Here is a 19,899-nt window from a genome sequence, read left to right as displayed (position 1 = left end):
GGCGCAGGGTGCCCTATTGCGTGCGGGCGTGGGGTATGCCACACTGGTGGAGAACTTTACAGAACAAATGGTCAGTAAATGGTCCGATGGAGTGGTCATGACAACTGAAGCACAGCTCGAGGCGCAGTTCGCCGACACGATCGAAGCCAAGGATCGCATCGAACCGCGCGACTGGATGCCCGAGGCCTACCGCAAGACGCTCATCCGGCAGGTCGCGCAGCACGCGCACTCGGAGATCATCGGCATGCAGCCCGAGGGCAACTGGATCACCCGCGCCCCCTCGCTGCGCCGCAAGGCGATCCTGCTGGCCAAGGTCCAGGACGAAGCCGGCCACGGCCTCTACCTCTACTCCGCCGCCGAGACCCTCGGCGCCAGCCGCAACGAGCTCACCGAGAAGCTCATCGCCGGCAAGCAGAAGTACTCGTCGATCTTCAACTACCCGACCCTGTCGTACACCGATGTCGGCACGATCGGCTGGCTCGTCGACGGCGCCGCGATCTGCAACCAGGTGCCCCTGTGCCGGACCTCCTTCGGCCCCTACGGTCGCGCGATGATCCGCGTGTGCAAGGAGGAGTCCTTCCACCAGCGCCAGGGCTACGAGCTGCTCATGACGATGATGCGCGGCACCGACGAGCAGCGGGAGATGGTCCAGGAATCTGTCAACCGCTTCTGGTGGCCGGCGCTGATGATGTTCGGACCTCCCGACGACGACTCCCCGAACACCGCGCAGTCGATGGAGTGGGGCATCAAGACCCACACGAACGACGAGCTGCGCCAGAAGTTCGTCGACATGTCGATCCCGCAGGCCGAGGCCCTCGGCGTGACGTTCCCCGACGAGAACCTCAAGTGGAACGAGGAGCGCGGCCACTACGACTTCTCGACGCCGGACTGGGACGAGTTCTGGTCCGTCGTCAAGGGCAACGGTCCCTGCAACGACCAGCGCATCGCCCACCGCAAGCGCGCGTGGGACGAGGGCAAGTGGGTCCGCGACGCCGCGCTCGCCTTCGCTGAGCAGTCCGCCGAGGCGACCGCCGCCTCAGCCCCGTCCGGCACTGAGACCCCCGCCGCCGGCACGATGACCGAGGAGACCGCGAAATGACCGACACCACCTCGGCGAACACCCCCAGCGCCCGCGGAGAATGGCCCCTCTACGAGGTCTTCGTCCGCGGCAAGCGCGGCCTCAACCACGTCCACGTCGGCTCCCTCCACGCCCCCGACGACCAGCTCGCGCTCCGCCATGCCCGCGACGTCTACACCCGCCGCAACGAAGGCGTGAGCATCTGGGTCGTGCGCTCGGCCGACATCACCGCGTCGAGCCCCGACGAGAAGGACCCGATGTTCGCCCCCAGCGGCGACAAGGTCTACCGTCACCCGACCTTCTACGACATCCCCGACGATGTCCCGCACATGTGAGTGACGAGCAGATGACGAACGAACCCAACGCCCCCAAGGTCCACGTCGAACACGACGAGGCCGGCACCACCGTCGACCACGACTCGCACGAGAGCGCTTACTCCGGCCTGCTCGTCAACGACGCCCACTGGGCCTTCGGCACCGACTTCGAGGACCCGCTGGCCGGCGTCGACACGACCGTGCCCGAGGGCGTCGACCCGGCCGCGCTCGCCGCGTACTGCCTCATGCTCGGCGACGACGCCCTCGTCTTCTCCCAGCGCATCTCCGAGTGGTGCTCGAACGCCCCCGACCTCGAGGAGGACATCGCGCTCGCGAACATCTCCCTCGACCTCCTCGGTCAGGCCCGTCTCCTCCTCGCCCGCGCCGCCGCTGCCGACCCGAGCCTCGTGCCCGCGCTCCCGGCCTCCTCGCCGGTGCCCGACGAGGACCGACTCGCCTACTTCCGCGACGACATGGCCTTCCGCAACGTCCGGCTCGCGGAGGTGCCCAACGGTGACTTCGCCGAGGCGGTCGCGAAGATCCTCATCTACTCGACCTGGCGCCTGGCGATCTTCGAGCGCCTGACGGACAGCCGCGACTCCGTGCTCGCGGCGATCGCGGCCAAGGGCGTCAAGGAGATGTCCTACCACCGCGACTTCTCCGCCCGCTGGGTCCTCACCCTGGCCCGCGGCACCGAGGAGTCCCGGACCCGGCTGCTGGCCGCCCTCTCCGGCCTCTGGCCGCTGTGGGCCGAGCTCTTCGAGACGCACCCGACCGAAGCGGCCGTCGCCGCGGCCGGCATCGGCGTCGACCCCGCCGCGGTCGAGGACGAGGCCGGGGTCATCCTCGACCAGGTCTTCGCCGCCGCCGGCATCGACCGTCCCGACCGCGGGGCGCTCGCCGGCGTGCGCGGCAAGAAGGGCCGCGACGGCCTCCACACCGAGGCGCTCTCGCGCATGCTCGCCGAGATGCAGGTCGTCGCTCGCGCCCACCCGGAGGGGCAGTGGTGACCGCGATGCCCCTGACCCCGCTCACCGACGGCGCCGAGGCGGTCGACCGCGCCCGTGCCGCCGCCGCTCGCGTCACCGACCCGGAGATGCCGATGCTCACGCTCGTCGACCTCGGCGTGCTCCGGGACGTCACCGTCGAGGACGATCACGTCGTCGCGACGATCACCCCGACCTACTCGGGCTGCCCGGCGATGGCGACGATGCGCGATGACCTCCAGCGCGAACTCCAGGACGCCGGCTTCCCCGATGCGGAGATCCGCGTCTCGCTCACCCCTGCATGGTCGAGCGACTGGATCACCGAGGAGGGACGGGCCGCCCTCGCCGGTGCCGGGATCTCCCCGCCCGGGCAGGCTCCCCGTCGCCAGGGTCCGGTCGCCCTCACCCTCATGCCGACCCGCCGCGCCATCGTCTGCACCCTGTGCGGATCCGACGATGTGGCACTGACCTCGGAGTTCGGGCCCACCGCGTGCAAGGCGATGTACCAGTGCCGCACCTGCCTCGAACCCTTCGAACACGTCAAGGAGATCTGAGATGACCGACACGCTCGGTGCGAACGCGCCGACCTCCGCCGCCTCTCAGTCCGGTGACCGCACGGGCTTCCATCCGCTCACGGTCGCCTCCGTCGACCACCTCACCGAGGACTCCGCGGCCGTGACCTTCGACGTGCCCGCCGACCTCGCCGATCTCTTCGACTTCGCCGCCGGCCAGTCGCTCACCCTGCGCCGGATCATCGACGGCGTCGAACACCGCCGCACGTACTCGATCTGCGCCCCGGCGGGCACCGCCCCGCGCATCGGCGTGCGCGAGATCCCCGACGGACTCTTCTCCCGGTGGCTCGTGCGCGACGTCCGCCCCGGTGAGACGATCGACGTCCAACCGCCCAGCGGCAGCTTCCAGGCCGATCCCAGCCTCGGCGGGAAGCACCTGTGCATCGCCGCCGGCTCCGGGATCACCCCGATGCTCTCGATCGCCACGACCGTGCTGGCGAACCCCGAGGCGTCGGTGACCCTGCTCTACGGCAACCGGTCGACGAACACCGTGATGTTCGCCGAGGAGCTCGCCGACCTCAAGGACGCGCGCAACCAGCAGCTCGACCTCGTCCACGTCCTCTCCCGCGAACCCCGCGAGGTCGACCTCTTCTCCGGCCGCCTCGACGCCGACAAGCTGCGGCAGCTGCTGACCATGCTCGTGCCCATCGACGACGTCGACCACGTGTGGCTGTGCGGGCCCTTCGGCATGCTCAGCGACTCCCGTGCTGTCCTCGATGAACTCGGGGTGCCGAAGGAGAAGGTCCACTTCGAGCTCTTCTACGTCGACGAGCCCCCACCCGAGGTCGTCCACGCCGACAAGGTCCTCGAGGGGGCGACCTCCGAGGTCACGGTCATCCTCGACGGACGACGGACCACCTCGGCGATGTCGCAGGGCAAGACGATCCTCGACTCCGCACAGGAATCGCGGTCGGACCTGCCGTTCGCATGCAAGGGCGGCGTGTGCGGAACCTGCCGGGCCAAGGTGTGCGCCGGTGAGGTCGACATGGTCCGCAACTACGCCCTCGAGGACGCCGAGGTGGCCGCGAACTTCGTGCTCACCTGCCAGACGTTCCCCGTCAGCGACGACGTCACCATCGACTTCGACTCCTGAGCCCGATTCCGCAGAGTGACCCGTCCGGACGTCCGGACGGGCACCGCGCTACGATCATCACGTCTGACCCGAGAATAAGGAGCACCATGCCTGAGGCTTTCATCCTTGACGGACTGCGCACCCCCATCGGCCGCTACGGCGGAGTGCTCGCTGATCAGCGGCCCGACGATCTCCTCGCCACGACGCTCAAGGCCGTCGTCGACCGCACCGGGATCGACCCGGCGGACATCGACGAGGTGATCATGGGGGCCGCGAACCAGGCCGGTGAGGACAACCGCAACGTCGCCCGCATGGCCGTGCTGCTCGCCGGACTGCCCGTCTCCGTGCCCGGCTTCACCGTCAACCGCCTCTGCGCCTCGGGCCTGACCTCGATCATCCAGGGGCGGGCGATGATCGCCGCCGGCGATGCCGACGTCGTCGTGGCCGGCGGTGTCGAATCGATGACCCGCGCCCCGTGGGTGACCGAGAAGCCCTCGCGGGCCTGGGCGAAGCCCGGCAAGACCTTCGACACGTCGATCGGCTGGCGCTTCCCCAACCCGCAGTTCGACGCGGACACGACGCTGTCGATGCCGGAGACGGCCGAACGCGTCGCACAGCGCTGGAACCTCACCCGCGAAGAGCTCGACGCCTTCGCCTACGCCTCCCACCAGAAGGCGCTCGCGGCACAGGCTGCGGGGAAGTTCGACCCGGAGATCATGCCCGTAGGCGACGTCACCGCCGATGAGGGCCCGCGCGCCGACACGACCCCGGAGAAGCTCGCGAAGCTGCGCACCCTGCACGGCCCCGACAGCGTCATCACCGCCGGCAACTCGTCGTCGCTCAACGACGGTGCGGCCGTGACGATCCTCGTCTCCGACCGCTACGCGGAGAAGCACGGCCTCGACCCGCGCGCCCGCGTCGTCGCCGGCGCCAGCGCCGGAGTGCCGCCGGAGATCATGGGCATCGGTCCCGTGCCCGCCTCGGAGAAGGCGCTTGCGCGCGTCGGCTGGAGCGTCGACGACCTCGACGCCGTCGAGCTCAACGAGGCCTTCGCCTCCCAGTCGCTCGCCTGCATCCGCGACCTCCACCTCAACCCGGAGATCGTCAACGAGTTCGGCGGGGCGATCGCGCTCGGCCACCCGCTCGGCGCCTCGGGCACCCGCATCACCCTCACCCTCCTCAACCGCCTCGAGCAGGGCGAGGAGAAGCGCGGACTCGCGACGATGTGCGTGGGCGTCGGGCAGGGCTCGGCCGTCCTCCTGGAACGCGCATGAGCGAGACGACCGGCGCGGGCGCAGGGTCCACGGCGCACCCTGGCGAAGGGTCCGCGGCGCACACGGGCGCAGAGTCCGCCGCGGGCGGGGACTCTCCGCTGCTCATCGAGCGCGGGGAGAACCGGATGATCGTCCGGCTCAACCGCCCCGAGGTGAAGAACGCCATCGACCTGACGATGGTCGAGGCCCTCCACGAGGTGTGCGCCGAGCTCGAAGCACACCCGCAGGTCGCGATCCTCACCGGCACCGGCGGGACGTTCGCCGCCGGGGCCGACATCGGACAGCTGCGCGAACGCCGCCGCGACGACGCCCTGGCCGGGATCAACTCGAAGATCTTCAGCCGCATCCTCGACCTGCCGATGCCCGTCATCGCGCTCGTCGACGGCTACGCCCTCGGCGGCGGGGCCGAACTCGCGTTCGCCGCCGACTTCCGCATCGGCACCCCGAGCACGAAGATCGGCAACCCCGAACCCGGCCTCGGCATCCTCGCCGCCGCCGGTGCCGCCTGGCGCCTGCGGGAGCTCGTCGGGGAGCCGCGGGCCAAGGAGATCCTCCTCGCCGGACGCACCCTCAACGCCGATGAGGCCAGGGCCATCGGTCTCCTCAACGACGTCGTCGACCCCGATGAGCTCGAGGTCGCCGGGGAGGCGCTCGCCGAGCGGATCGCGAGCTTCGCGCCCCTGGCCGTGCGGCTGACGAAGTCGGCGTTCCACGCCCCCCGTGAGGCCCACCCCCTCATCGACAACATCGCCCAGGCGGTGCTGTTCGAAACCGACGAGAAGTACGCGCGGATGGATGCGTTCCTCGCCCGCCGCGACGCGAAGAAGCAGGCGAAGAGAGAGGCTGCAGACGAGTGAGCGACGAGACGACGACCCCCGCCGGACCCGGAACCGCAGTCGCTGGGACCGTGCCGGCGACCGCCTCGGCGAATGACCGCGCCCAGGTGCCCGACACTGTCGGCGTCTACGGCGGAGGACGGATGGGGGCGGGCATCGCTCACGCCTTCGCCACCGCCGGGGCCCGCGTCATCGTCATCGAGAGCACCGAGGACACCGCGGCCGCGGCCCGTGAGCGCGTCGACGCCTCGATCGCGAAGTCCGAGGCCAAGGGCATCGCCGTGCCCGGCCGGGTCGACGTCGTCCGCGACCCGACCCTCCTCGACGAGGCGCTCCTCGTCGTCGAGGCCGTGCCCGAGGACGCCGAGCTCAAGCGCACGATCCTCGCCGCGATCGCGAGGTACGCCCCGGCGGCGAGCATCGGCACGAACACGAGCGCTCTGTCGATCGACGAGCTCGCCTCCGCCCTGCCGCGCCCGCAGGCGCTCATCGGCCTCCACTTCTTCAATCCCGTGCCCGTGTCCGACCTCGTCGAGATCGTCGTCGGCTCCCAGACCTCACCCGAACTCGTCGCGCGCGCGAGAACTGGGTCGCGGCCCTCGGGAAGACCCCGATCACGGTGACCGACTCGCCCGGGTTCGCCTCCTCCCGCCTCGGCGTGGCACTCGCCCTCGAGGCGATCCGCATGGTCGAGGAGGGTGTCGCGAGCGCCGCCGACATCGACACCGCGATGACGCTGGGCTACCGGCATCCGGCGGGCCCGCTGAAGACGACGGACATCGTCGGCCTCGACGTGCGCCTCGGCATCGCCGAGCACCTCGAACGCGAACTCGGACCCCGCTTCGCCCCGCCCCAGCTGCTGCGCGACAAGGTCGCGGCCGGGGAGCTCGGACGCAAGACCGGCAAGGGCTTCTACGAATGGTGACCTGGAGGAACAGCCGATGACCGAGATCAGACTCAATGTCCGCGGACCGCTCGCCGAGATCGTCCTCGACGGACCCGACTCCCGCAATGCGCTGAGCGCCGACAACCTCGGTGAGCTGGCCGCAGCCGTCGGCAAGGTCGCCGAGGCGACGCCGGGCATGCGCGCCCTGCTGCTGCGCGGGGAGGGGAAGGTCTTCTCCTCCGGACGCGACATCTCCGCCGTCGACGTCGCCACCGACGATGCGTATGCGTTCCTCGAGGAGTCGTTCACCCCGGTGTTCCGCGCGATCCGCCGCCTGCCGATCCCCGTCGTGGCGCAGGTCCAGGGGGCCGCGCTCGGGCTCGGCTTCGGCATCGCCGCGGCCGCCGACATCATCTACGCTGCCGATGATGCGAAGTTCGGCTCGCCGTTCGCCGCGATCGGCGCGATGCTCGACTCCGGCGCCCACCACGTGTTCCTCGACCGCGTCGGCTACCACCGGACCATGGATCTCATCGTCACCGGTGACTTCATGACCGGCGCCGAGGCGGCCGCCACGGGGATCGTCTCCCGTGCGGTGCCCGCGGCCGAGCTCAGTGACTTCGTCGCTGAGAAGCTTCAGCGCATCGTCGCCGGACCCGCCGAGGCGTATGCGATGGAGAAGAGCTTCGTGCAGAAGCTCGTCGACGACCGCCCGCGCATCGCCGAGGTGCTCGAGGCCGAGGCGAAGCTGCAGGAAGCGGCCCGGCAGACACCGGACTACGTCGAGGGATTCCGCGCCTTCCAGGAGCGTCGCACCCCGAACTTCGGCTGAGCCGTCACTGCGGCGAGGCGCTGCCCGGGTCCGGTCCCTCGGGCGGTGGCGCGGGGTCGGGGTGCCGGGTGCCGCGCCAGCGCCGGAAGGACACGATCGTCAGGCCCCCGACGAGGAGCCACGCCACGCCCACGGCGATGCCGTTGGGGATCGTCGGGTCGCCGATGAACGCCCCGATCGCGACGAGGGAGAGCTGGCCGGGCAGGGATGAGATGACGGTGGCGATGACGAACGTGCGATTGTCGATCCCGAACGCCCCGCTGCCGTAGTTGACCGGCCAGTACGGGAAGCCCGGCATGAGCCGGAGTGTGGCGACGGCGTAGAGGCCACCGCCGTGGAGCTGGGATTCGACCGCCTCGGCGTGGGAGCCGAGCATCTTGGCAGCCGTCTGCCGCCCGAGCACCCGGGCGATCCAGTATCCGGCCCACCCGCCGAGGACGACGCCGATCATCGACAGCAGCGTGCCCAGCGGCAGGCCGAACGCGAGGCCGCCGGCGACGGCGACGATCGTCACCGGGATCGGGGTCGCCGCGACGACGGTGTAGAGCAGGACGAAGAAGCCGGCGCCCCAGACCCCCGCCTCGGCGATGTCCTCCCGGAGGTCACCGGGTCCGGGAAGGTGGACGTTGAGGACGAGCCACAGCCCGGCGAGGATGACGAGCGCGAGAGCGAGATTGCGCAGGATCGAGCCCCAGGGAAGGCGCGGGCGACCGCGCCTGGCGGGTCCGGGATTCGTCAGCGGCACGGGTCGAGTGTACGCCTCGGTCCCGGGCGGTCCCGCCTCGGCTCACACGGCCAGGAGTGCGAGGCCGACGGCGACGAGGGAGTAGAAGACGCTGACGGAGAGGATGAAGATCCGCTCGGAGATGCCGAAGACCTTCGGCCGCAGGACCGTGACGATGAGGACGAGGACGCTGATAGCCAGGGAGAGCGCCGCGATCCAGCCGATGACGGTGAGTGCGGTGCCGAGCCACGCGGGTCCGGCGGCGGTGAAGAAGCGCGAGAAGTTGCCCATGCACGCGTAGCTGATGGCGAACCATGCGATCGCCAGTACGTAGTGGAGGCGGCCGATGAGCGTCGGCGCCTCACCCTCGAGGGTCGTCGGGGCGAACGGGAGGACGGCGAAGATCACGGCGAGGACGATGAGGGCGACGACGATGCCCGTGGCGTCCGGCCAGTCGGGGACGCCGGTGGCCACCGCGGCGGCGAGCAGTGCCCAGAAGATCGCGGTCAGCCACGTCATCACGCTGCTCAGCCGCCTGGTCGGACCGACCGCGTAGTCGCTGACGGCATGGCCGACGATCGTGTAGTCGCTCGGCACGAGGTGCAGGGCGATGAAGACGCCGAGGCGGGCGAGGCCGAAGACGAGCGCGAGAAGGGCAAGGGTCAGTGCCATGGGTGCTCCTGAGGATCGGTGTGGGGGCGGGGTGCGGGAGGCGCAGCTGGTCAGCCGGCGGGAGGCGCGGCCGGTCAGCCGTCGGGGTGGCGGATGGTGCGGACCTCGTCATGGAGGTCGCGGATCGTGCGCGCGAGGTCCTGCGGATCGAGGCCGATCGCGCGGGCGTTGTCGTCGAGGGAGGTCCCGAGCAGGCGACCGCAATGGTCGGCCTTGGCCGCTCCCGCCTCGGTGAGGTGGAGTTCGCGTCGATTGCCCGAGCCCTTGGCTGCCTGGTTGTCGACGAAGCCGGCGCGAAGGAGGGCCTTGACGATGCCCGATCCGGCCGCCTCGGTGACGCCGAGCGCCGTCGCCAGGGTCCGTCCGGTGATGCCGGGATGCTGACCGAGGATGACGAGGGCGACGTACTGGTTGTAGGTGAGGCCCTCGGGCGCGAGGATCCGCTCGGCCGACCGGTCGAGGGTGCGGACGAGATCGTGGAGTTCGAAGGCGAGGTCCATGGCACTAAGTTAAGCACTTAAGTTAATGGCTCGCAAGGGGGTCCACTCGATGGGCTCACGGAATGCGACAGCGGCCCCGCCGCGGATGCCGGATGCCGGGGCGGGGCCGCCTGTGAGGTGGGGCTGTGTGGTTCGGTGCTGTGCGGTTCGGTGCGGGCCCGGCGTCAGCCGGTGAAGATCGCGACCGCCCTGATGACGGTGAGGGTCAGCCCCCAGGCGAGGCCGCCGACGACGACGACGGTGAGGCCGGTGCCGATGACCTTGTACGCGCCGCCGGTGGGCGACTGCGGGGAGCCCTCAGCGGGAACCGATGACCACGATTCTGATGCGCTCATGAGTCTGTCTCCTTCCTTGAGTCGGTCAGTCGTTCTTCGGGGCGGTTGCCGTCGACGGGTTCGCGCCGCTCGACTCCGGTTCGAGGTACTTGTCGTTGACCGGGCGGACGAGGAGGTTCGCGACGAAGCCGATCGCCAGGGCCCCGACCATGATGAACATGCCCGGCGTGTAGAGCTCGGGTCCGGTCCTGCCGGCCTTGTCACCGGCCTCGACGACCGAGTTGACGATGAGCGGTCCGGCCACACCGGCGGCCGACCAGGCGGTGAGCAGGCGACCGTGGATCGCACCGACCTGGTAGACGCCGAAGAGGTCGCGGAGGTAGGCGGGGATCGTCGCGAAGCCGCCGCCGTAGAAGGAGATGATGAGCAGGGTGGCGACGACGAAGAGGACGATCGACCCGCCGCCGAAGAGTGCGACGACGAGGTAGAGGAGCGCACCGCCGCCGAGGTAGATCATGTAGTTGTTCTTCCGGCCCAGGTAGTCCGAGGTCGTCGACCACACGAAGCGACCGGCCATGTTGCCGATCGAGAGCAGGCCGACGAAGCCGGCGGCCGCAGCCGCGGTGATGCCGAAGTAGGCCTGGATCATCGGGGCGGCGTTCTCGAGGATGCCGATGCCGGCGGTGACGTTGAGGAAGAGGACGATCCACAGCAGCCAGAACTGCGGGGTGCGGATCGCGTTCTTCGCCGAGACGTTGCCCGTCGTCTGCAGGGGCTTCGCCTTGATCGTCGAGGGGTCGAATCCCTCGGGCTTCCAGTCCGGGTGCGGCACGCGGATGACGTAGGCGCCGGCGGCGATGACGACGGCGTAGACGACGGCGAGGGTGAGGAACGTCGGTGCGAGGCCGGCGACGAGGTTCTGCGGCTCGGAGCCGCCGCCGTAGAAGGCCATGAGCGCGTTCGACATCGGGCTGGCGATGAGCGCACCGCCGCCGAAGCCCATGATCGCCAGGCCCGTGGCGAGGCCCGGGCGGTCCGGGAACCACTTCATCAGCGTCGAGACCGGCGAGATGTAGCCGATGCCCAGTCCGATGCCGCCGACGAAGCCGTAGCCGAAGTAGACGAGCCACAGCTGGCCGGTCATGATGCCGAGGGTGGCGATGAGGAAGCCGCCGACCCAGCAGGAGCCGGCCGCGACCATCGAGGCGCGGGGCCCGGCCTTCTCGACCCAGGTGCCGAAGATCGCCGAGGAGATGCCGAGCATGAGGATCGCGATCGAGAAGATCCAGCCGATCGAGATCTCACCGGCGTCGAAGCGCGACATGAACGGGATCTTGAAGACGCTGAATGCGTAGACCTGGCCGATGCACAGGTGGATCGCCAGTGCTGCCGGCGGCATCAGCCAGCGGTTGAAGTCCATCGGCGCGATGATCGCCGAGCGGGAGAGTACGGAAGCCATGAGGACCCTTTTCGTCTGCGCCGCGTCCCCGGTCGCCGACGTCGGCCGACCGGGGACGCGGATTGCTGCCAGCGGTTCCCGAGAACCGCGTTCGTCCCATACAGACTAGAGGCCTCTCACTGATTTTGCGAGATCCTGAAAGACATTCCCCAGAATCGTTGGAATCCGTGACCTACGGGCAGGTAGTTGAAACCTCCATGATGGCGGGGATCCGCGGGATGTCGGGGATCCCCGCCGAGGTTGTCCTCAGGTGGCCTTGTGCGCGCGATTCCGCAGCGCCTCAGTCGACGGTGACAAGAGACGTTTCCGTGCGGGCGACAGGGCGGGGTGTCCCGGTCGGGCTCAGAGGTTGATCGTCACGTCGCCCTGATCCTGCAGCTCCCCGGCGTACTGCTGGGTCGCCTCGTTGGCCTTGTCGCTCCTGACCTGCTCCTCGAGCTGCGGGCGCATCTCGTCGATCGAGGGCACCTGCGCCTCCTGACCGGTCTGCGCGGCCATCTGCTCCTGCTGGTCCTTCGCCTGCTGGTAGGCCGCCCCGACCTCCTCGTCGGTGACCTCGAACTCTCCGAACTCGTCGGCGATGAGGCCCTCGATCTTCAGCTGGGTCTTCATCTCCTCATTCACCCGCGCTTCGTCCATGCCCTGGTCGTTCATCGCCGAGAGGAACTTCTCGGTGCTCATCTGCGAGGCCTGGGCGGTCTCGTCGAGGGCGGTGGCGACATCGTCGTCGGTGACCTCGATGCCGCGCCTGTCGGCTTCCTGCTTCAGCAGTTCGGTGCTCACGAGGTTGTCGGCGGTCTGCTGCTTGAGTGCGGCCTCGTCGACGGGCTGTCCGCCCTGCTGGGCGGCCATCATCATCTGCCCGTACTGGGTTTCGTAGAGGGGGACGAACTCGTCCTTCGTGATCTGCTCGCCGTTGACCTCGGCGACGACGTCGGGGATGTCGTCGGTGTTCGGCGCCCCGGCGTCGCTCTGCTCGGCGGCCGGGCTCGTCGGGGCGGCCGACGGGTCGTCACCGCTGGTCCCGCAGCCGGCGAGCGCGACGACGGAGACGGATACGGCGAGTCCCACCCACCACTTGGACTTGACCACAATCACTCCTGCGAATCGATTCAGCCCACCACGCTAACAGGCCGGGATCACTGCGGCCTGTGCGCACGCGGTCACAGCCTGGGCGCGCGGTGAGTGCGCGGCTAGACTGCAGGCATGACCGAACCCACGGAAACCCAGTTCCGCGGAGTGTTCCTCACCTGCGCGGATGTGGAGACCACGGCGGCGTTCTACCGGGACATCGCGGGACTCGCTCTCACCGCGGCCGGTGATGAGGAGTACAGCTACCAGCGCATCGACGTCGACGGGATCCAGATCGCCCTCCACGACGCCGAGGCGTTCGCCGACTACACCTCGCCGCCGCACCCGGCCTCCAACCTCACCCACCTCTACTTCCGCATCGCGGACCGCACGGCGTTCCTCGACCGCCTCGACGCGGCCGGGATCATCCCGGTCGCGGTCGACGACGTCGTCGTCACCGTTGCGGACCCGGACGGCCGGAAGGTGATGTTCGGGACGGCCTGACCGCCTCGGCGCGGGACGTGTCCGCCTGGGCACGGAACGGACGGAGCGACGAACGAGGCCGGATCACAGGCTCGTCGGGACCTCTCCGGTCGGGGCGTAGGCGGAGTAGACGACTCCGCTGCGGTGGAAGGGCCGGGAGTCGAGCAGGGAGAGCTGCGGCTGCGGGTGGCCGTCGGGGAAGAAGCCGCGTCCGCGCCCCTGCCACACGGGGTGGACGAACATCCGGTACTCGTCGACGAGGCCGGCGGTGATGAGCTCGTGGGCGAGCGTGATGCTGCCGGTGATGATGACGTCGAGGCCCGGTTCGCTGCGCAGGGCCGCCACCTCGAGGAGCGGTTCGGTGATGACCTCTGAGTTCGTCCACCCAGGTTCGGTGAGCGTCGAGGAGACGACGACCTTGCGGACCTTGTCGAGGTGGGCGGCGATGCCGGTCGTGTCGTCGGTCTGCTGCGGCCAGTAGCCGCGGAAGTCCTCGAACGTCTGCCGGCCGAGCAGGAGGATCTGCTCACGCGCGGACTGCGCCATCAGCTCGGCGACGAGCTCGTCGTCCTGGGCCTGCGGGTCGAACCAGTCGTCGAGCATCTCGACCCGTCCGTCGAGGGTGACGTTCTGCGTGATGATGATGCGCACGGTGGACTCCTTCGTCAGTGGCCCGGCGGGGCGTGTGCCCATCACGCTACGCACCCGGTGAGCGGGCGTAAAGACCCGGGCGACGGTGTCGTTCGGCCCGACTAGGATCGGGTCCATGACGACCCCCGACTTCCGCGCCGAGGCGACCGCCCTCCTTCCCGATCTCGTCACCCTGCGTCGCACGCTCCACGCCCACCCCGAGCTCGGCACGCAGCTGCCCTTCACGCAGGCCGAGGTGCTCCGGGCGCTTGCGGGGCTGGGACTCGAGATCACGACGGGGGAGTCGCTCACCTCGGTGGTCGCCGTCCTCCGCGGCCGGCGCCCGGGACCGGCGGTCCTGCTGCGCGGGGACATGGACGCCCTCCCGGTGACCGAGGAGACCGGGCTCGACTTCGCCTCGACGAACGGGTCGATGCACGCGTGCGGCCACGATATGCACACGGCCGGACTCGTCGGGGCGGCCCGGCTGCTCGCCGCCCACCGCGACGAGCTGCCCGGCTCCGTGATCTTCATGTTCCAACCGGCCGAGGAGAGCGAGGGCGGGGCGGAGCCGATGATCGCCGAGGGCGTCCTCGAGGCGGCCGGGGTGCCCGTCGTCGCCGCGTACGGCATCCACGTCGAAGCCGACGTCCGCGGCCGCTTCGCCACCCGCGGCGGTCCGCTCATGGCCGGTTTCGCCGACCTCGAGATCACCGTCCACGGCGCCGGGGGCCACAGCTCCCAGCCGCAGGCGACCCGTGACCCGGTGTCCGCGGTCGCCGAGATCGCGCTGGCGCTCAACACGATGACGACGCGTTCCTTCGACATCTTCGACCCCGTCGTCGTCTCCGTCACCCAGCTGCAGGGCTCGGCGGCGAACAACGTCATCCCCGACACCGCGTCGCTGGGAGCCTCGATCCGCTTCCTCTCCGCCGCATCGCTCGCCCTGCTCGAGGAGCGGATCACCGAGGTGGCCGAGGGCATCGCCCGAGCGCACCGGTGCACCGCCTCGGTGGACTTCGCAGTCGGGTTCCCCGTCACCGTCAACGACCCGGGTGAGACCGGCGTCGTCCTCGGACGCCTGCGGGAGCTGTTCGGGCAGGAGAGCGTCACGGTCCTCGACCACCCGCGGATGGGATCCGAGGACTTCTCCTACGTGCTCGAGCGGGTGCCCGGTGCCTTCGTCTTCCTCGGGGCGACCCCGGACGGGATCGACCCCGACGCGGAGACGAACCATTCGCCGAGGGTCCAGTTCGACGACGGACTGCTCGGCGATCAGGCCGCCGCACTCGCCCACCTCGCCTTCGCGCGGCTGCGCGACGAGGCGGGCGACTGAGCGACGAGATCGCCACTTAACGGCGAGACGGACGGTTATAACCGGCGGTCTCGGAGCGAAGTGGCGATCTCGGTGGATGGAGAGCTGGGGAGCGGGGGAACTCAGGTCTCGTCGGCGACGGCCAGCGGCGGCTCGAGATCCCGGCGCCGCACCGTGCGGTAGGCGTCGAACGTGTGGTCCTCGTGCAGGGTCTTGACGATGCAGATGCCGAGCAGCGCGACGATGACGGCGAAGGGCAGGGCCGAGAGCATCGCCGCCTGCTGGAGGGCGGCAAGACCGCCGGCGAAGAAGAGGACCATCGCCGTCGTGCCCGTGAGCGCGCCCCAGACGGTGAGCACCCAGCGGCTCGGTTCGAGCGTGCCGCGCGAGGTGAGCATGCTGAGCACGAAGGTGTTCGCGTCCGCCCCGGAGACGAAGTAGAGGACGACGAGGATGATCGCGATGACCGAGGTCAGCCCGGTCCACGGCAGCTGCCCGAGGGTCTCGAAGAACGCGGAGTTGACGTTGGCGGCCGCGGCCTGGCCGATCTCCCCGCTGCCGTCCATGTCGAGCTTGATCGCGGTGCCGCCGAAGACGGTGAACCATGCGAAGAAGACGAGGCTCGGCACTCCCATGACGCCGAGGACGAACTCGCGGACCGTGCGGCCCTTCGAGATCTTCGCGAGGAACACCCCGACGAAGGCGCCCCAGCTCAGCCACCACGCCATCATGAAGTACGTCCAGAACTGGTACCACTCGACATCCCCGGAGGCGAGCGGCGTGAGGAGGCTCGCCGTGAAGAACTCGCCGAGGTACTGGCCGGTCGAACGGAAGAAGAGGTTGCCGATGAACCCGGTCGGGCCGACGATGAGGACGAAGAGGCCGAGGAAGATCGAGAGCACCGCCGTCGTCTGGCTGAGGAACTTGATCCCCTTGTTGACCCCGGACAGCGCCGACAGCGTGAAGACGACGGTGATGCCGAGGATGATGATGATCTGGACGAAGAGCTCGTTGGGGATCCCGAAGACCCGGTTGAGGCCCTCGGAGATCTGGGAGGCGCCGAGGCCGAGCGACGTCGTCGTCCCGAAGAGCGTGGCGATGACGGCCATGATGTCGACGACCTTGCCCGGCCACCGGTCCATCGCGCTGCCGAAGAGCGGCTTGAGCATCGGGGAGATGAGCCCGGTGTTCCCGCGCTTGTGCGTCGAATAGGCGATCGCGAGCCCGAAGACCCCGAACACCGCCCACGCGTGCGGACCCCAGTCGAAGTACGAGTACTGGAGGGCGACGACCGCCGCCTGCGTGGTGCCCGCCTCGGCGACGCCGTAGCTGATGAGCCCGATGCCCATGACCGCCGAGAGGATCATCGCCAGCCACGCCCACGTGCTGAACTCGGGACGGTCGTCCTCGGCGCCGAGGCGGACCCGACCGAAGCGGCCGAAGCCGAGGTAGACGAGGAGGCCGATGCAGCCGAGGGTGACGACGAGGTAGGACCAGCCGACGTTCGCGGCGACCGCGTTCATCGCCGTCGTCATCGTCGTCGACATGCCCTCGGGTGAGATCACGCCCCACAGGGTGAAGGCGGCGACGCCGGCGATCGAGATCCAGAACACCGACCCCGGCCGGTGGCGCAGGGCGTTGGCCTCGGCCATCGCCGGGGAGATCCCGGCATCGTATTCCATGCCGCCGCCGGGCAGCTGGGCGTGGCGGTGCGGGGGGCCTGATGAGGGGTCATCGGCGGGGCCGGGGACGTGTTCCATGGCGAACTCCACTTCCTTGTGAGTCAGTTCTTCGGGACTTCGGTGATCGGTCTGCGGGTGGTGCTGGTGGAGCTGCGGTGCTCAGGGGAGTGGGTGAGGGGGTGCCGGCGGGGACTCCGGATGCGGCATGGAGGGCTCGGCCGGTGGGGACGGCCGGTGGCATGACTCTCAGTCGAGGGACTTCAGGTCCTTGCTGTCGAAGAACTTGCCCGCCTTGTAGATCATCGGGGAGTCCTCCGAGGTCTCGGCGCTCTTGACCCGGCCGATGAAGACGGTGTGGGTGAGCGCCTGGAAGCGCTCCTTGATCTCGACCTCGATCGAGGCGGCCGAGCCGTCGATGAGCGGCGAGCCGCCGGCGGCGGGATGCCAGTCGAGGGTGGCGAACTTGTCGGGGGCCTTCGAGGCGAAGACGCCGATCGTGTCCCGCTGGTTGCGGCTCATGATGTTGATGCCCATGTGCGTCGAGCGGAACAGCGCCGGATACGTCGACGAGGTCTTCTGCACGCAGACGAGGACGAGCGGCGGGTCGAGGGAGACGGAGTTGTAGGAGTTGACGGCGAGACCGCGGGGCCTGCCCTCCTCATCGGTCGTCGTGACCACGGTGACGCCGGTGATGAACTGCCGGTTGAAGGCCTTGAGCGAATCCTTCGTCGGATTGCCCGTGAGGTCGGCGGTGACGACGTCGTCGGGGGCGACCTCGAACGCCGAGGACAGTGACTTCAGCCCGAGGTCGGCCAGCAGCTCGTGGGCGTCCCACGTCACCGTCTCCCGTGCGATCCGGTCGCCGTCGAGGGTGATGAGGTTCGAGCCGTGGGTCGTCACCTGCTGCCCGGTCGGCGGGATGTCGCCCATCGGCTCGGTGAACGTGCCGACGGAGTGCCAGTAGATCGCCCCCTCATCGTCCTCGATGAGGATGTGGTCGATCGTCGTCGTGAGATCGGGGAACGCGGCGCGGATCTCCGCGATCTCCTCCTTGATCGCTGCGGCGTCCTTCTCCTGTCCGGAGTTCGTCGAGACGCGGACGTAGTCGTCGGTGACGAGGGCGTCGAAGGCGTCGAGGTCATCGGTGTCCCAGACGGCGTGCCACGCGTCGCTGATGGTCTTCTTCACACCACTGAGGGCGGCATTCTGTGTTTCTTGCATACCAGAGACCATAGAATGGTCGACATGCATCCGTCAACAGATTCAGAAAACTCAGTGAAATCAAGGTTTCAATCATGCTGTTGACATGCTCGCATGTATGCAAGTAGATTTCTTGTATGCAACAGATCTCCAGCGACGCACAGACCGAATCGTTCCTCGACCGGGTCCGCACGCTCATCCTCAGCGACGGGTACGAACCGGGTGACATGATCCCCGAATCGACGCTCGCCGAGTCCTTCGGCGTCAGCCGCACCCCGGTCCGCGAGGCCTTCAAACAGCTCGAGCGCGAGGGTCTCGTCGAGATCCGGCCCCGGGTCGGAACCTTCCTCCGCCAGCCCAAGCGCCGGGAGATCGTCGAGCTCTTCCAGCTCAAGGAGTCCCTCGAGGGCCTCGCCGCGAACCTCTTCGCCAAGCGCGGGGCGATCCCCGAGCTCGCGATGCTCAAGGACAACTCCGACGCCTCCGACGCCGCGGCGCTGGCCGAGGACGCCGAGACCTACGCCCGGCTCGTCCACGAATTCCACTGGGCGCTCGTCCGCGGGGCCGACAACCGCAAGCTCACCGAGACGTACGAGCGCCTCATGCACCAGCTCGCCTACCACCGCATCGTCCTCAAGGCCGTGCAGCGGCCGGGCCGACTGAGCGAATCGGTCGGCGAACACCATGCCGTCATCGACGCGATCGAGAACAAGGACGCGATCGGCGCGGAGATCGCGATGCGCGAACACGTCAGCGCCTCCTCCCGTGCGGCCCTGCTCTCCCTGACCGAACAGGACCGGCAGACCGCCGGAGCCGGCACCGAGGAGGCGCAGTGAGCGCGGCAGCCCCGACCGAGAATCTGCCCGCGTCGTTCGACGACCTCGCCCGCCGCCTCGGCGTGCGCTCTCTCACCGTCCACCGCGAGGAGATCCTCTCCGAGGCCGGCACCGACCTCGATCGCCCGCTCGTCCAGGCGGCCGCTGTCGCCGTCGTCCCCAACCCGTGGATCGGGGAGGGGCCTGCGGCCGACCTCGCCGCCGCGACGCAGGAGCTCGCACCCGTGCTCGCGAAGGTGCTCACCGACCGTCTGCTGGCGGCCATCGGATCCGCCGAGGCGGTCGAGGCCTTCGGGAAGGGTGCGGTCGTCGGCACGGGCGGGGAGCTCGAACACGCCGGCGCCCTCATCCACACCCCGTACTTCGGCAACATCATGCGCGAACTCCTCGCCGGCACCTCGGTGCTCTGCTTCGCCGACGGCCGCGGACCGGCCGGGACGACGATCCGCGTGCCGCTGTGGCACAAGACCCACGCGACCTCGCGCGACCACTACCAGTCGATCGAGGTCGCCCTCCGACGCCCCTCACGCCGACGAGATCTGCGTGATCGCCGCGGCCTCGAACGGGCCCCGGCCTTCGCCCGCATCGGCGACCGTCGCACCGACGGCGCCGTGACCACCGACATCCTGAAAGGACTCATCTCATGAAGGTTCGCAAGATCACCACCATCGTCGAAGACGTGCTCACCGAGGGCGGACGCGACGTCAACCCGATCACCCGCGTCGCCGCCGTCGCCGCGGTCATCGAGAACCCGTGGGCGGGACAGGGCTTCGTCGACGACCTCGGGCCCGGCATCGACGCCACGGCCAGCGACCTCGGTGCCCTGCTCGCCCCCCGCGTCATGGAGGCCCTCGGCGGGCAGCTCGAAGCGTACGGGAAGGCGGCGATCGTCGGACTCGGCGGAGAGATCGAGCACGGCTCCGCCCTCATCCACACGCTGAAGTTCGGTGACCACTTCCGCACGGCAGCCTCGGCGAGCACCCTGCTGCCCGCCGTCGAGAAGCGCGCGGACGCGGGAGCGACGTTCGACATCCCGCTCAAGCACTTCACGGATGCGACGATCCGCTCGCACCACCAGACCTTCGAATGGCGCGTCTCCGATGCCCCGCACGCCGACGAGATCCTCGTCGCGCTCGCCGGTGCCACGGGCGGACGGCCGCAGGAGCGGCTCGCCCCGCTCTCGGCGGACAAGTAGTCGGCGC

Annotated in this window: 22 protein-coding genes and 1 pseudogene; 14 read left to right on the top strand and 9 right to left on the bottom strand. The window is 69.4% G+C overall.

Annotated features, from left to right (window positions below; all coding sequences use genetic code 11):
* Window positions 1–97: 97 nt before the first annotated feature.
* The 9 genes and pseudogenes from paaA to AC2W7K_RS06920 all read left to right on the top strand — a co-directional run bounded on the left by paaA (window position 98) and on the right by AC2W7K_RS06920 (window position 7,850).
* Window positions 98–1,099 carry a 1,2-phenylacetyl-CoA epoxidase subunit PaaA gene (gene paaA / locus AC2W7K_RS06960; RefSeq protein WP_344250127.1) on the top strand — a complete coding sequence of 334 codons (1,002 nt, stop codon included), beginning with the start codon at window positions 98–100 and terminating at the stop codon, window positions 1,097–1,099.
* Window positions 1,096–1,413 (top strand): 1,2-phenylacetyl-CoA epoxidase subunit PaaB, encoded by a 318-nt coding sequence (paaB, locus tag AC2W7K_RS06955; RefSeq protein WP_211978424.1) that lies wholly within the window; start codon window positions 1,096–1,098, stop codon window positions 1,411–1,413. Before paaA ends, paaB begins: the two co-directional genes overlap by 4 nt.
* 11 nt (window positions 1,414–1,424) lie before the next feature.
* Window positions 1,425–2,402: a 1,2-phenylacetyl-CoA epoxidase subunit PaaC gene (paaC, locus tag AC2W7K_RS06950; protein WP_198500203.1), complete on the top strand. Its 978-nt coding sequence runs from the start codon at window positions 1,425–1,427 to the stop codon at window positions 2,400–2,402.
* Between the two features lie 5 nt (window positions 2,403–2,407).
* Window positions 2,408–2,932 carry a 1,2-phenylacetyl-CoA epoxidase subunit PaaD gene (gene paaD, locus AC2W7K_RS06945; RefSeq protein WP_198500204.1) on the top strand — a complete coding sequence of 175 codons (525 nt, stop codon included), beginning with the start codon at window positions 2,408–2,410 and terminating at the stop codon, window positions 2,930–2,932.
* 1 nt (window position 2,933) lies between these two features.
* On the top strand, window positions 2,934–4,043 hold the full coding sequence (gene paaE / locus AC2W7K_RS06940) for a 1,2-phenylacetyl-CoA epoxidase subunit PaaE (protein ID WP_211978423.1): 1,110 nt from the start codon (window positions 2,934–2,936) through the stop codon (window positions 4,041–4,043).
* Window positions 4,044–4,129: 86 nt separating this feature from the next.
* Window positions 4,130–5,296 carry a thiolase family protein gene (locus AC2W7K_RS06935; RefSeq protein WP_211978422.1) on the top strand — a complete coding sequence of 389 codons (1,167 nt, stop codon included), beginning with the start codon at window positions 4,130–4,132 and terminating at the stop codon, window positions 5,294–5,296.
* A gap of 125 nt (window positions 5,297–5,421) precedes the next feature.
* Window positions 5,422–6,153 carry an enoyl-CoA hydratase/isomerase family protein gene (locus tag AC2W7K_RS06930; RefSeq protein WP_249121093.1) on the top strand — a complete coding sequence of 244 codons (732 nt, stop codon included), beginning with the start codon at window positions 5,422–5,424 and terminating at the stop codon, window positions 6,151–6,153.
* A 122-nt stretch (window positions 6,154–6,275) separates the two neighbouring features.
* A pseudogene (locus AC2W7K_RS06925) lies at window positions 6,276–7,057 on the top strand (3-hydroxyacyl-CoA dehydrogenase family protein).
* Window positions 7,058–7,073: 16 nt separating this feature from the next.
* On the top strand, window positions 7,074–7,850 hold the full coding sequence (locus AC2W7K_RS06920; protein ID WP_211978419.1) for an enoyl-CoA hydratase/isomerase family protein: 777 nt from the start codon (window positions 7,074–7,076) through the stop codon (window positions 7,848–7,850).
* A 4-nt stretch (window positions 7,851–7,854) separates the two neighbouring features.
* Here AC2W7K_RS06920 and AC2W7K_RS06915 read toward each other — a convergent pair whose 3' ends face one another.
* The 6 genes from AC2W7K_RS06915 to AC2W7K_RS06890 all read right to left on the bottom strand — a co-directional run bounded on the left by AC2W7K_RS06915 (window position 7,855) and on the right by AC2W7K_RS06890 (window position 12,572).
* Entirely contained in the window at window positions 7,855–8,595 is a 741-nt protein-coding gene (locus AC2W7K_RS06915) for a TVP38/TMEM64 family protein (RefSeq protein WP_249120953.1), read from the bottom strand.
* Between the two features lie 42 nt (window positions 8,596–8,637).
* A complete protein-coding gene (locus tag AC2W7K_RS06910; RefSeq protein WP_211978418.1) occupies window positions 8,638–9,246 on the bottom strand; it encodes a DUF998 domain-containing protein in 609 nt (202 codons plus the stop codon).
* Between the two features lie 74 nt (window positions 9,247–9,320).
* On the bottom strand, window positions 9,321–9,746 hold the full coding sequence (locus AC2W7K_RS06905; protein WP_211978417.1) for a MarR family winged helix-turn-helix transcriptional regulator: 426 nt from the start codon (window positions 9,744–9,746) through the stop codon (window positions 9,321–9,323).
* Window positions 9,747–9,910: 164 nt separating this feature from the next.
* Window positions 9,911–10,081: a hypothetical protein gene (locus AC2W7K_RS06900; RefSeq protein WP_198500212.1), complete on the bottom strand. Its 171-nt coding sequence runs from the start codon at window positions 10,079–10,081 to the stop codon at window positions 9,911–9,913.
* Between the two features lie 25 nt (window positions 10,082–10,106).
* The gene (locus tag AC2W7K_RS06895; RefSeq protein WP_211978416.1) at window positions 10,107–11,480 is read right to left on the bottom strand and encodes an OFA family MFS transporter; all 1,374 of its coding nucleotides are present in this window, start codon (window positions 11,478–11,480) and stop codon (window positions 10,107–10,109) included.
* A gap of 342 nt (window positions 11,481–11,822) precedes the next feature.
* A complete protein-coding gene (locus tag AC2W7K_RS06890) occupies window positions 11,823–12,572 on the bottom strand; it encodes a SurA N-terminal domain-containing protein (RefSeq protein WP_211978415.1) in 750 nt (249 codons plus the stop codon).
* A gap of 114 nt (window positions 12,573–12,686) precedes the next feature.
* On the opposite strand from AC2W7K_RS06890, the gene AC2W7K_RS06885 reads away from it, so the two are divergent.
* Complete coding sequence (locus AC2W7K_RS06885) at window positions 12,687–13,055, top strand: VOC family protein (RefSeq protein ID WP_211978414.1); 369 nt, start codon at window positions 12,687–12,689, stop codon at window positions 13,053–13,055.
* A gap of 63 nt (window positions 13,056–13,118) precedes the next feature.
* Here AC2W7K_RS06885 and AC2W7K_RS06880 read toward each other — a convergent pair whose 3' ends face one another.
* On the bottom strand, window positions 13,119–13,685 hold the full coding sequence (locus AC2W7K_RS06880; protein ID WP_211978413.1) for a dihydrofolate reductase family protein: 567 nt from the start codon (window positions 13,683–13,685) through the stop codon (window positions 13,119–13,121).
* A 115-nt stretch (window positions 13,686–13,800) separates the two neighbouring features.
* Between AC2W7K_RS06880 and AC2W7K_RS06875 the strand changes: the two genes are divergently transcribed.
* Window positions 13,801–15,000, top strand: coding sequence for a M20 metallopeptidase family protein (locus AC2W7K_RS06875; protein ID WP_211978412.1), 1,200 nt, complete (start codon window positions 13,801–13,803; stop codon window positions 14,998–15,000).
* A 101-nt stretch (window positions 15,001–15,101) separates the two neighbouring features.
* Here AC2W7K_RS06875 and AC2W7K_RS06870 read toward each other — a convergent pair whose 3' ends face one another.
* The gene (locus tag AC2W7K_RS06870) at window positions 15,102–16,739 is read right to left on the bottom strand and encodes a BCCT family transporter (protein WP_486005918.1); all 1,638 of its coding nucleotides are present in this window, start codon (window positions 16,737–16,739) and stop codon (window positions 15,102–15,104) included.
* 168 nt (window positions 16,740–16,907) lie between these two features.
* Window positions 16,908–17,882 carry a flavin reductase gene (locus AC2W7K_RS06865; RefSeq protein ID WP_249120951.1) on the bottom strand — a complete coding sequence of 325 codons (975 nt, stop codon included), beginning with the start codon at window positions 17,880–17,882 and terminating at the stop codon, window positions 16,908–16,910.
* A gap of 116 nt (window positions 17,883–17,998) precedes the next feature.
* Here AC2W7K_RS06865 and AC2W7K_RS06860 point away from each other — a divergent pair, with 116 nt between their 5' ends.
* Genes AC2W7K_RS06860 through AC2W7K_RS06850 form a run of 3 tightly spaced genes read left to right on the top strand, consistent with a single transcriptional unit; the run spans window position 17,999 to window position 19,892 of the window.
* Window positions 17,999–18,697: a GntR family transcriptional regulator gene (locus AC2W7K_RS06860; RefSeq protein WP_211978410.1), complete on the top strand. Its 699-nt coding sequence runs from the start codon at window positions 17,999–18,001 to the stop codon at window positions 18,695–18,697.
* On the top strand, window positions 18,694–19,344 hold the full coding sequence (locus AC2W7K_RS06855) for an amino acid synthesis family protein (protein WP_486005917.1): 651 nt from the start codon (window positions 18,694–18,696) through the stop codon (window positions 19,342–19,344). The genes AC2W7K_RS06860 and AC2W7K_RS06855 overlap by 4 nt, the downstream gene beginning before the upstream one ends.
* Window positions 19,341–19,892, top strand: coding sequence for an amino acid synthesis family protein (locus AC2W7K_RS06850; protein WP_211978408.1), 552 nt, complete (start codon window positions 19,341–19,343; stop codon window positions 19,890–19,892). Before AC2W7K_RS06855 ends, AC2W7K_RS06850 begins: the two co-directional genes overlap by 4 nt.
* The last annotated feature ends 7 nt before the right edge of the window (window positions 19,893–19,899 follow it).

The organism is Brevibacterium sp. LAARM2_SD2, from assembly GCF_057364785.1.
This window is presented reverse-complemented; position numbering and strand designations above follow the sequence as displayed.

What these genes read in the sequence shown, in the direction of transcription:
- paaA (WP_344250127.1), top strand. Translation starts at nt 98, where the DNA reads ATGACAACTGAAGCACAGCTCGAGGCGCAGTTCGCCGACACGATCGAA.
- paaB (WP_211978424.1), top strand. Translation starts at nt 1,096, where the DNA reads ATGACCGACACCACCTCGGCGAACACCCCCAGCGCCCGCGGAGAATGG.
- paaC (WP_198500203.1), top strand. Translation starts at nt 1,425, where the DNA reads ATGACGAACGAACCCAACGCCCCCAAGGTCCACGTCGAACACGACGAG.
- paaD (WP_198500204.1), top strand. Translation starts at nt 2,408, where the DNA reads ATGCCCCTGACCCCGCTCACCGACGGCGCCGAGGCGGTCGACCGCGCC.
- paaE (WP_211978423.1), top strand. Translation starts at nt 2,934, where the DNA reads ATGACCGACACGCTCGGTGCGAACGCGCCGACCTCCGCCGCCTCTCAG.
- AC2W7K_RS06935 (WP_211978422.1), top strand. Translation starts at nt 4,130, where the DNA reads ATGCCTGAGGCTTTCATCCTTGACGGACTGCGCACCCCCATCGGCCGC.
- AC2W7K_RS06930 (WP_249121093.1), top strand. Translation starts at nt 5,422, where the DNA reads ATGATCGTCCGGCTCAACCGCCCCGAGGTGAAGAACGCCATCGACCTG.
- AC2W7K_RS06920 (WP_211978419.1), top strand. Translation starts at nt 7,074, where the DNA reads ATGACCGAGATCAGACTCAATGTCCGCGGACCGCTCGCCGAGATCGTC.
- AC2W7K_RS06910 (WP_211978418.1), bottom strand. Translation starts at nt 9,246, where the DNA reads ATGGCACTGACCCTTGCCCTTCTCGCGCTCGTCTTCGGCCTCGCCCGC.
- AC2W7K_RS06905 (WP_211978417.1), bottom strand. Translation starts at nt 9,746, where the DNA reads ATGGACCTCGCCTTCGAACTCCACGATCTCGTCCGCACCCTCGACCGG.
- AC2W7K_RS06900 (WP_198500212.1), bottom strand. Translation starts at nt 10,081, where the DNA reads ATGAGCGCATCAGAATCGTGGTCATCGGTTCCCGCTGAGGGCTCCCCG.
- AC2W7K_RS06895 (WP_211978416.1), bottom strand. Translation starts at nt 11,480, where the DNA reads ATGGCTTCCGTACTCTCCCGCTCGGCGATCATCGCGCCGATGGACTTC.
- AC2W7K_RS06885 (WP_211978414.1), top strand. Translation starts at nt 12,687, where the DNA reads ATGACCGAACCCACGGAAACCCAGTTCCGCGGAGTGTTCCTCACCTGC.
- AC2W7K_RS06875 (WP_211978412.1), top strand. Translation starts at nt 13,801, where the DNA reads ATGACGACCCCCGACTTCCGCGCCGAGGCGACCGCCCTCCTTCCCGAT.
- AC2W7K_RS06870 (WP_486005918.1), bottom strand. Translation starts at nt 16,739, where the DNA reads ATGGAACACGTCCCCGGCCCCGCCGATGACCCCTCATCAGGCCCCCCG.
- AC2W7K_RS06865 (WP_249120951.1), bottom strand. Translation starts at nt 17,882, where the DNA reads ATGCAAGAAACACAGAATGCCGCCCTCAGTGGTGTGAAGAAGACCATC.
- AC2W7K_RS06860 (WP_211978410.1), top strand. Translation starts at nt 17,999, where the DNA reads ATGCAACAGATCTCCAGCGACGCACAGACCGAATCGTTCCTCGACCGG.
- AC2W7K_RS06850 (WP_211978408.1), top strand. Translation starts at nt 19,341, where the DNA reads ATGAAGGTTCGCAAGATCACCACCATCGTCGAAGACGTGCTCACCGAG.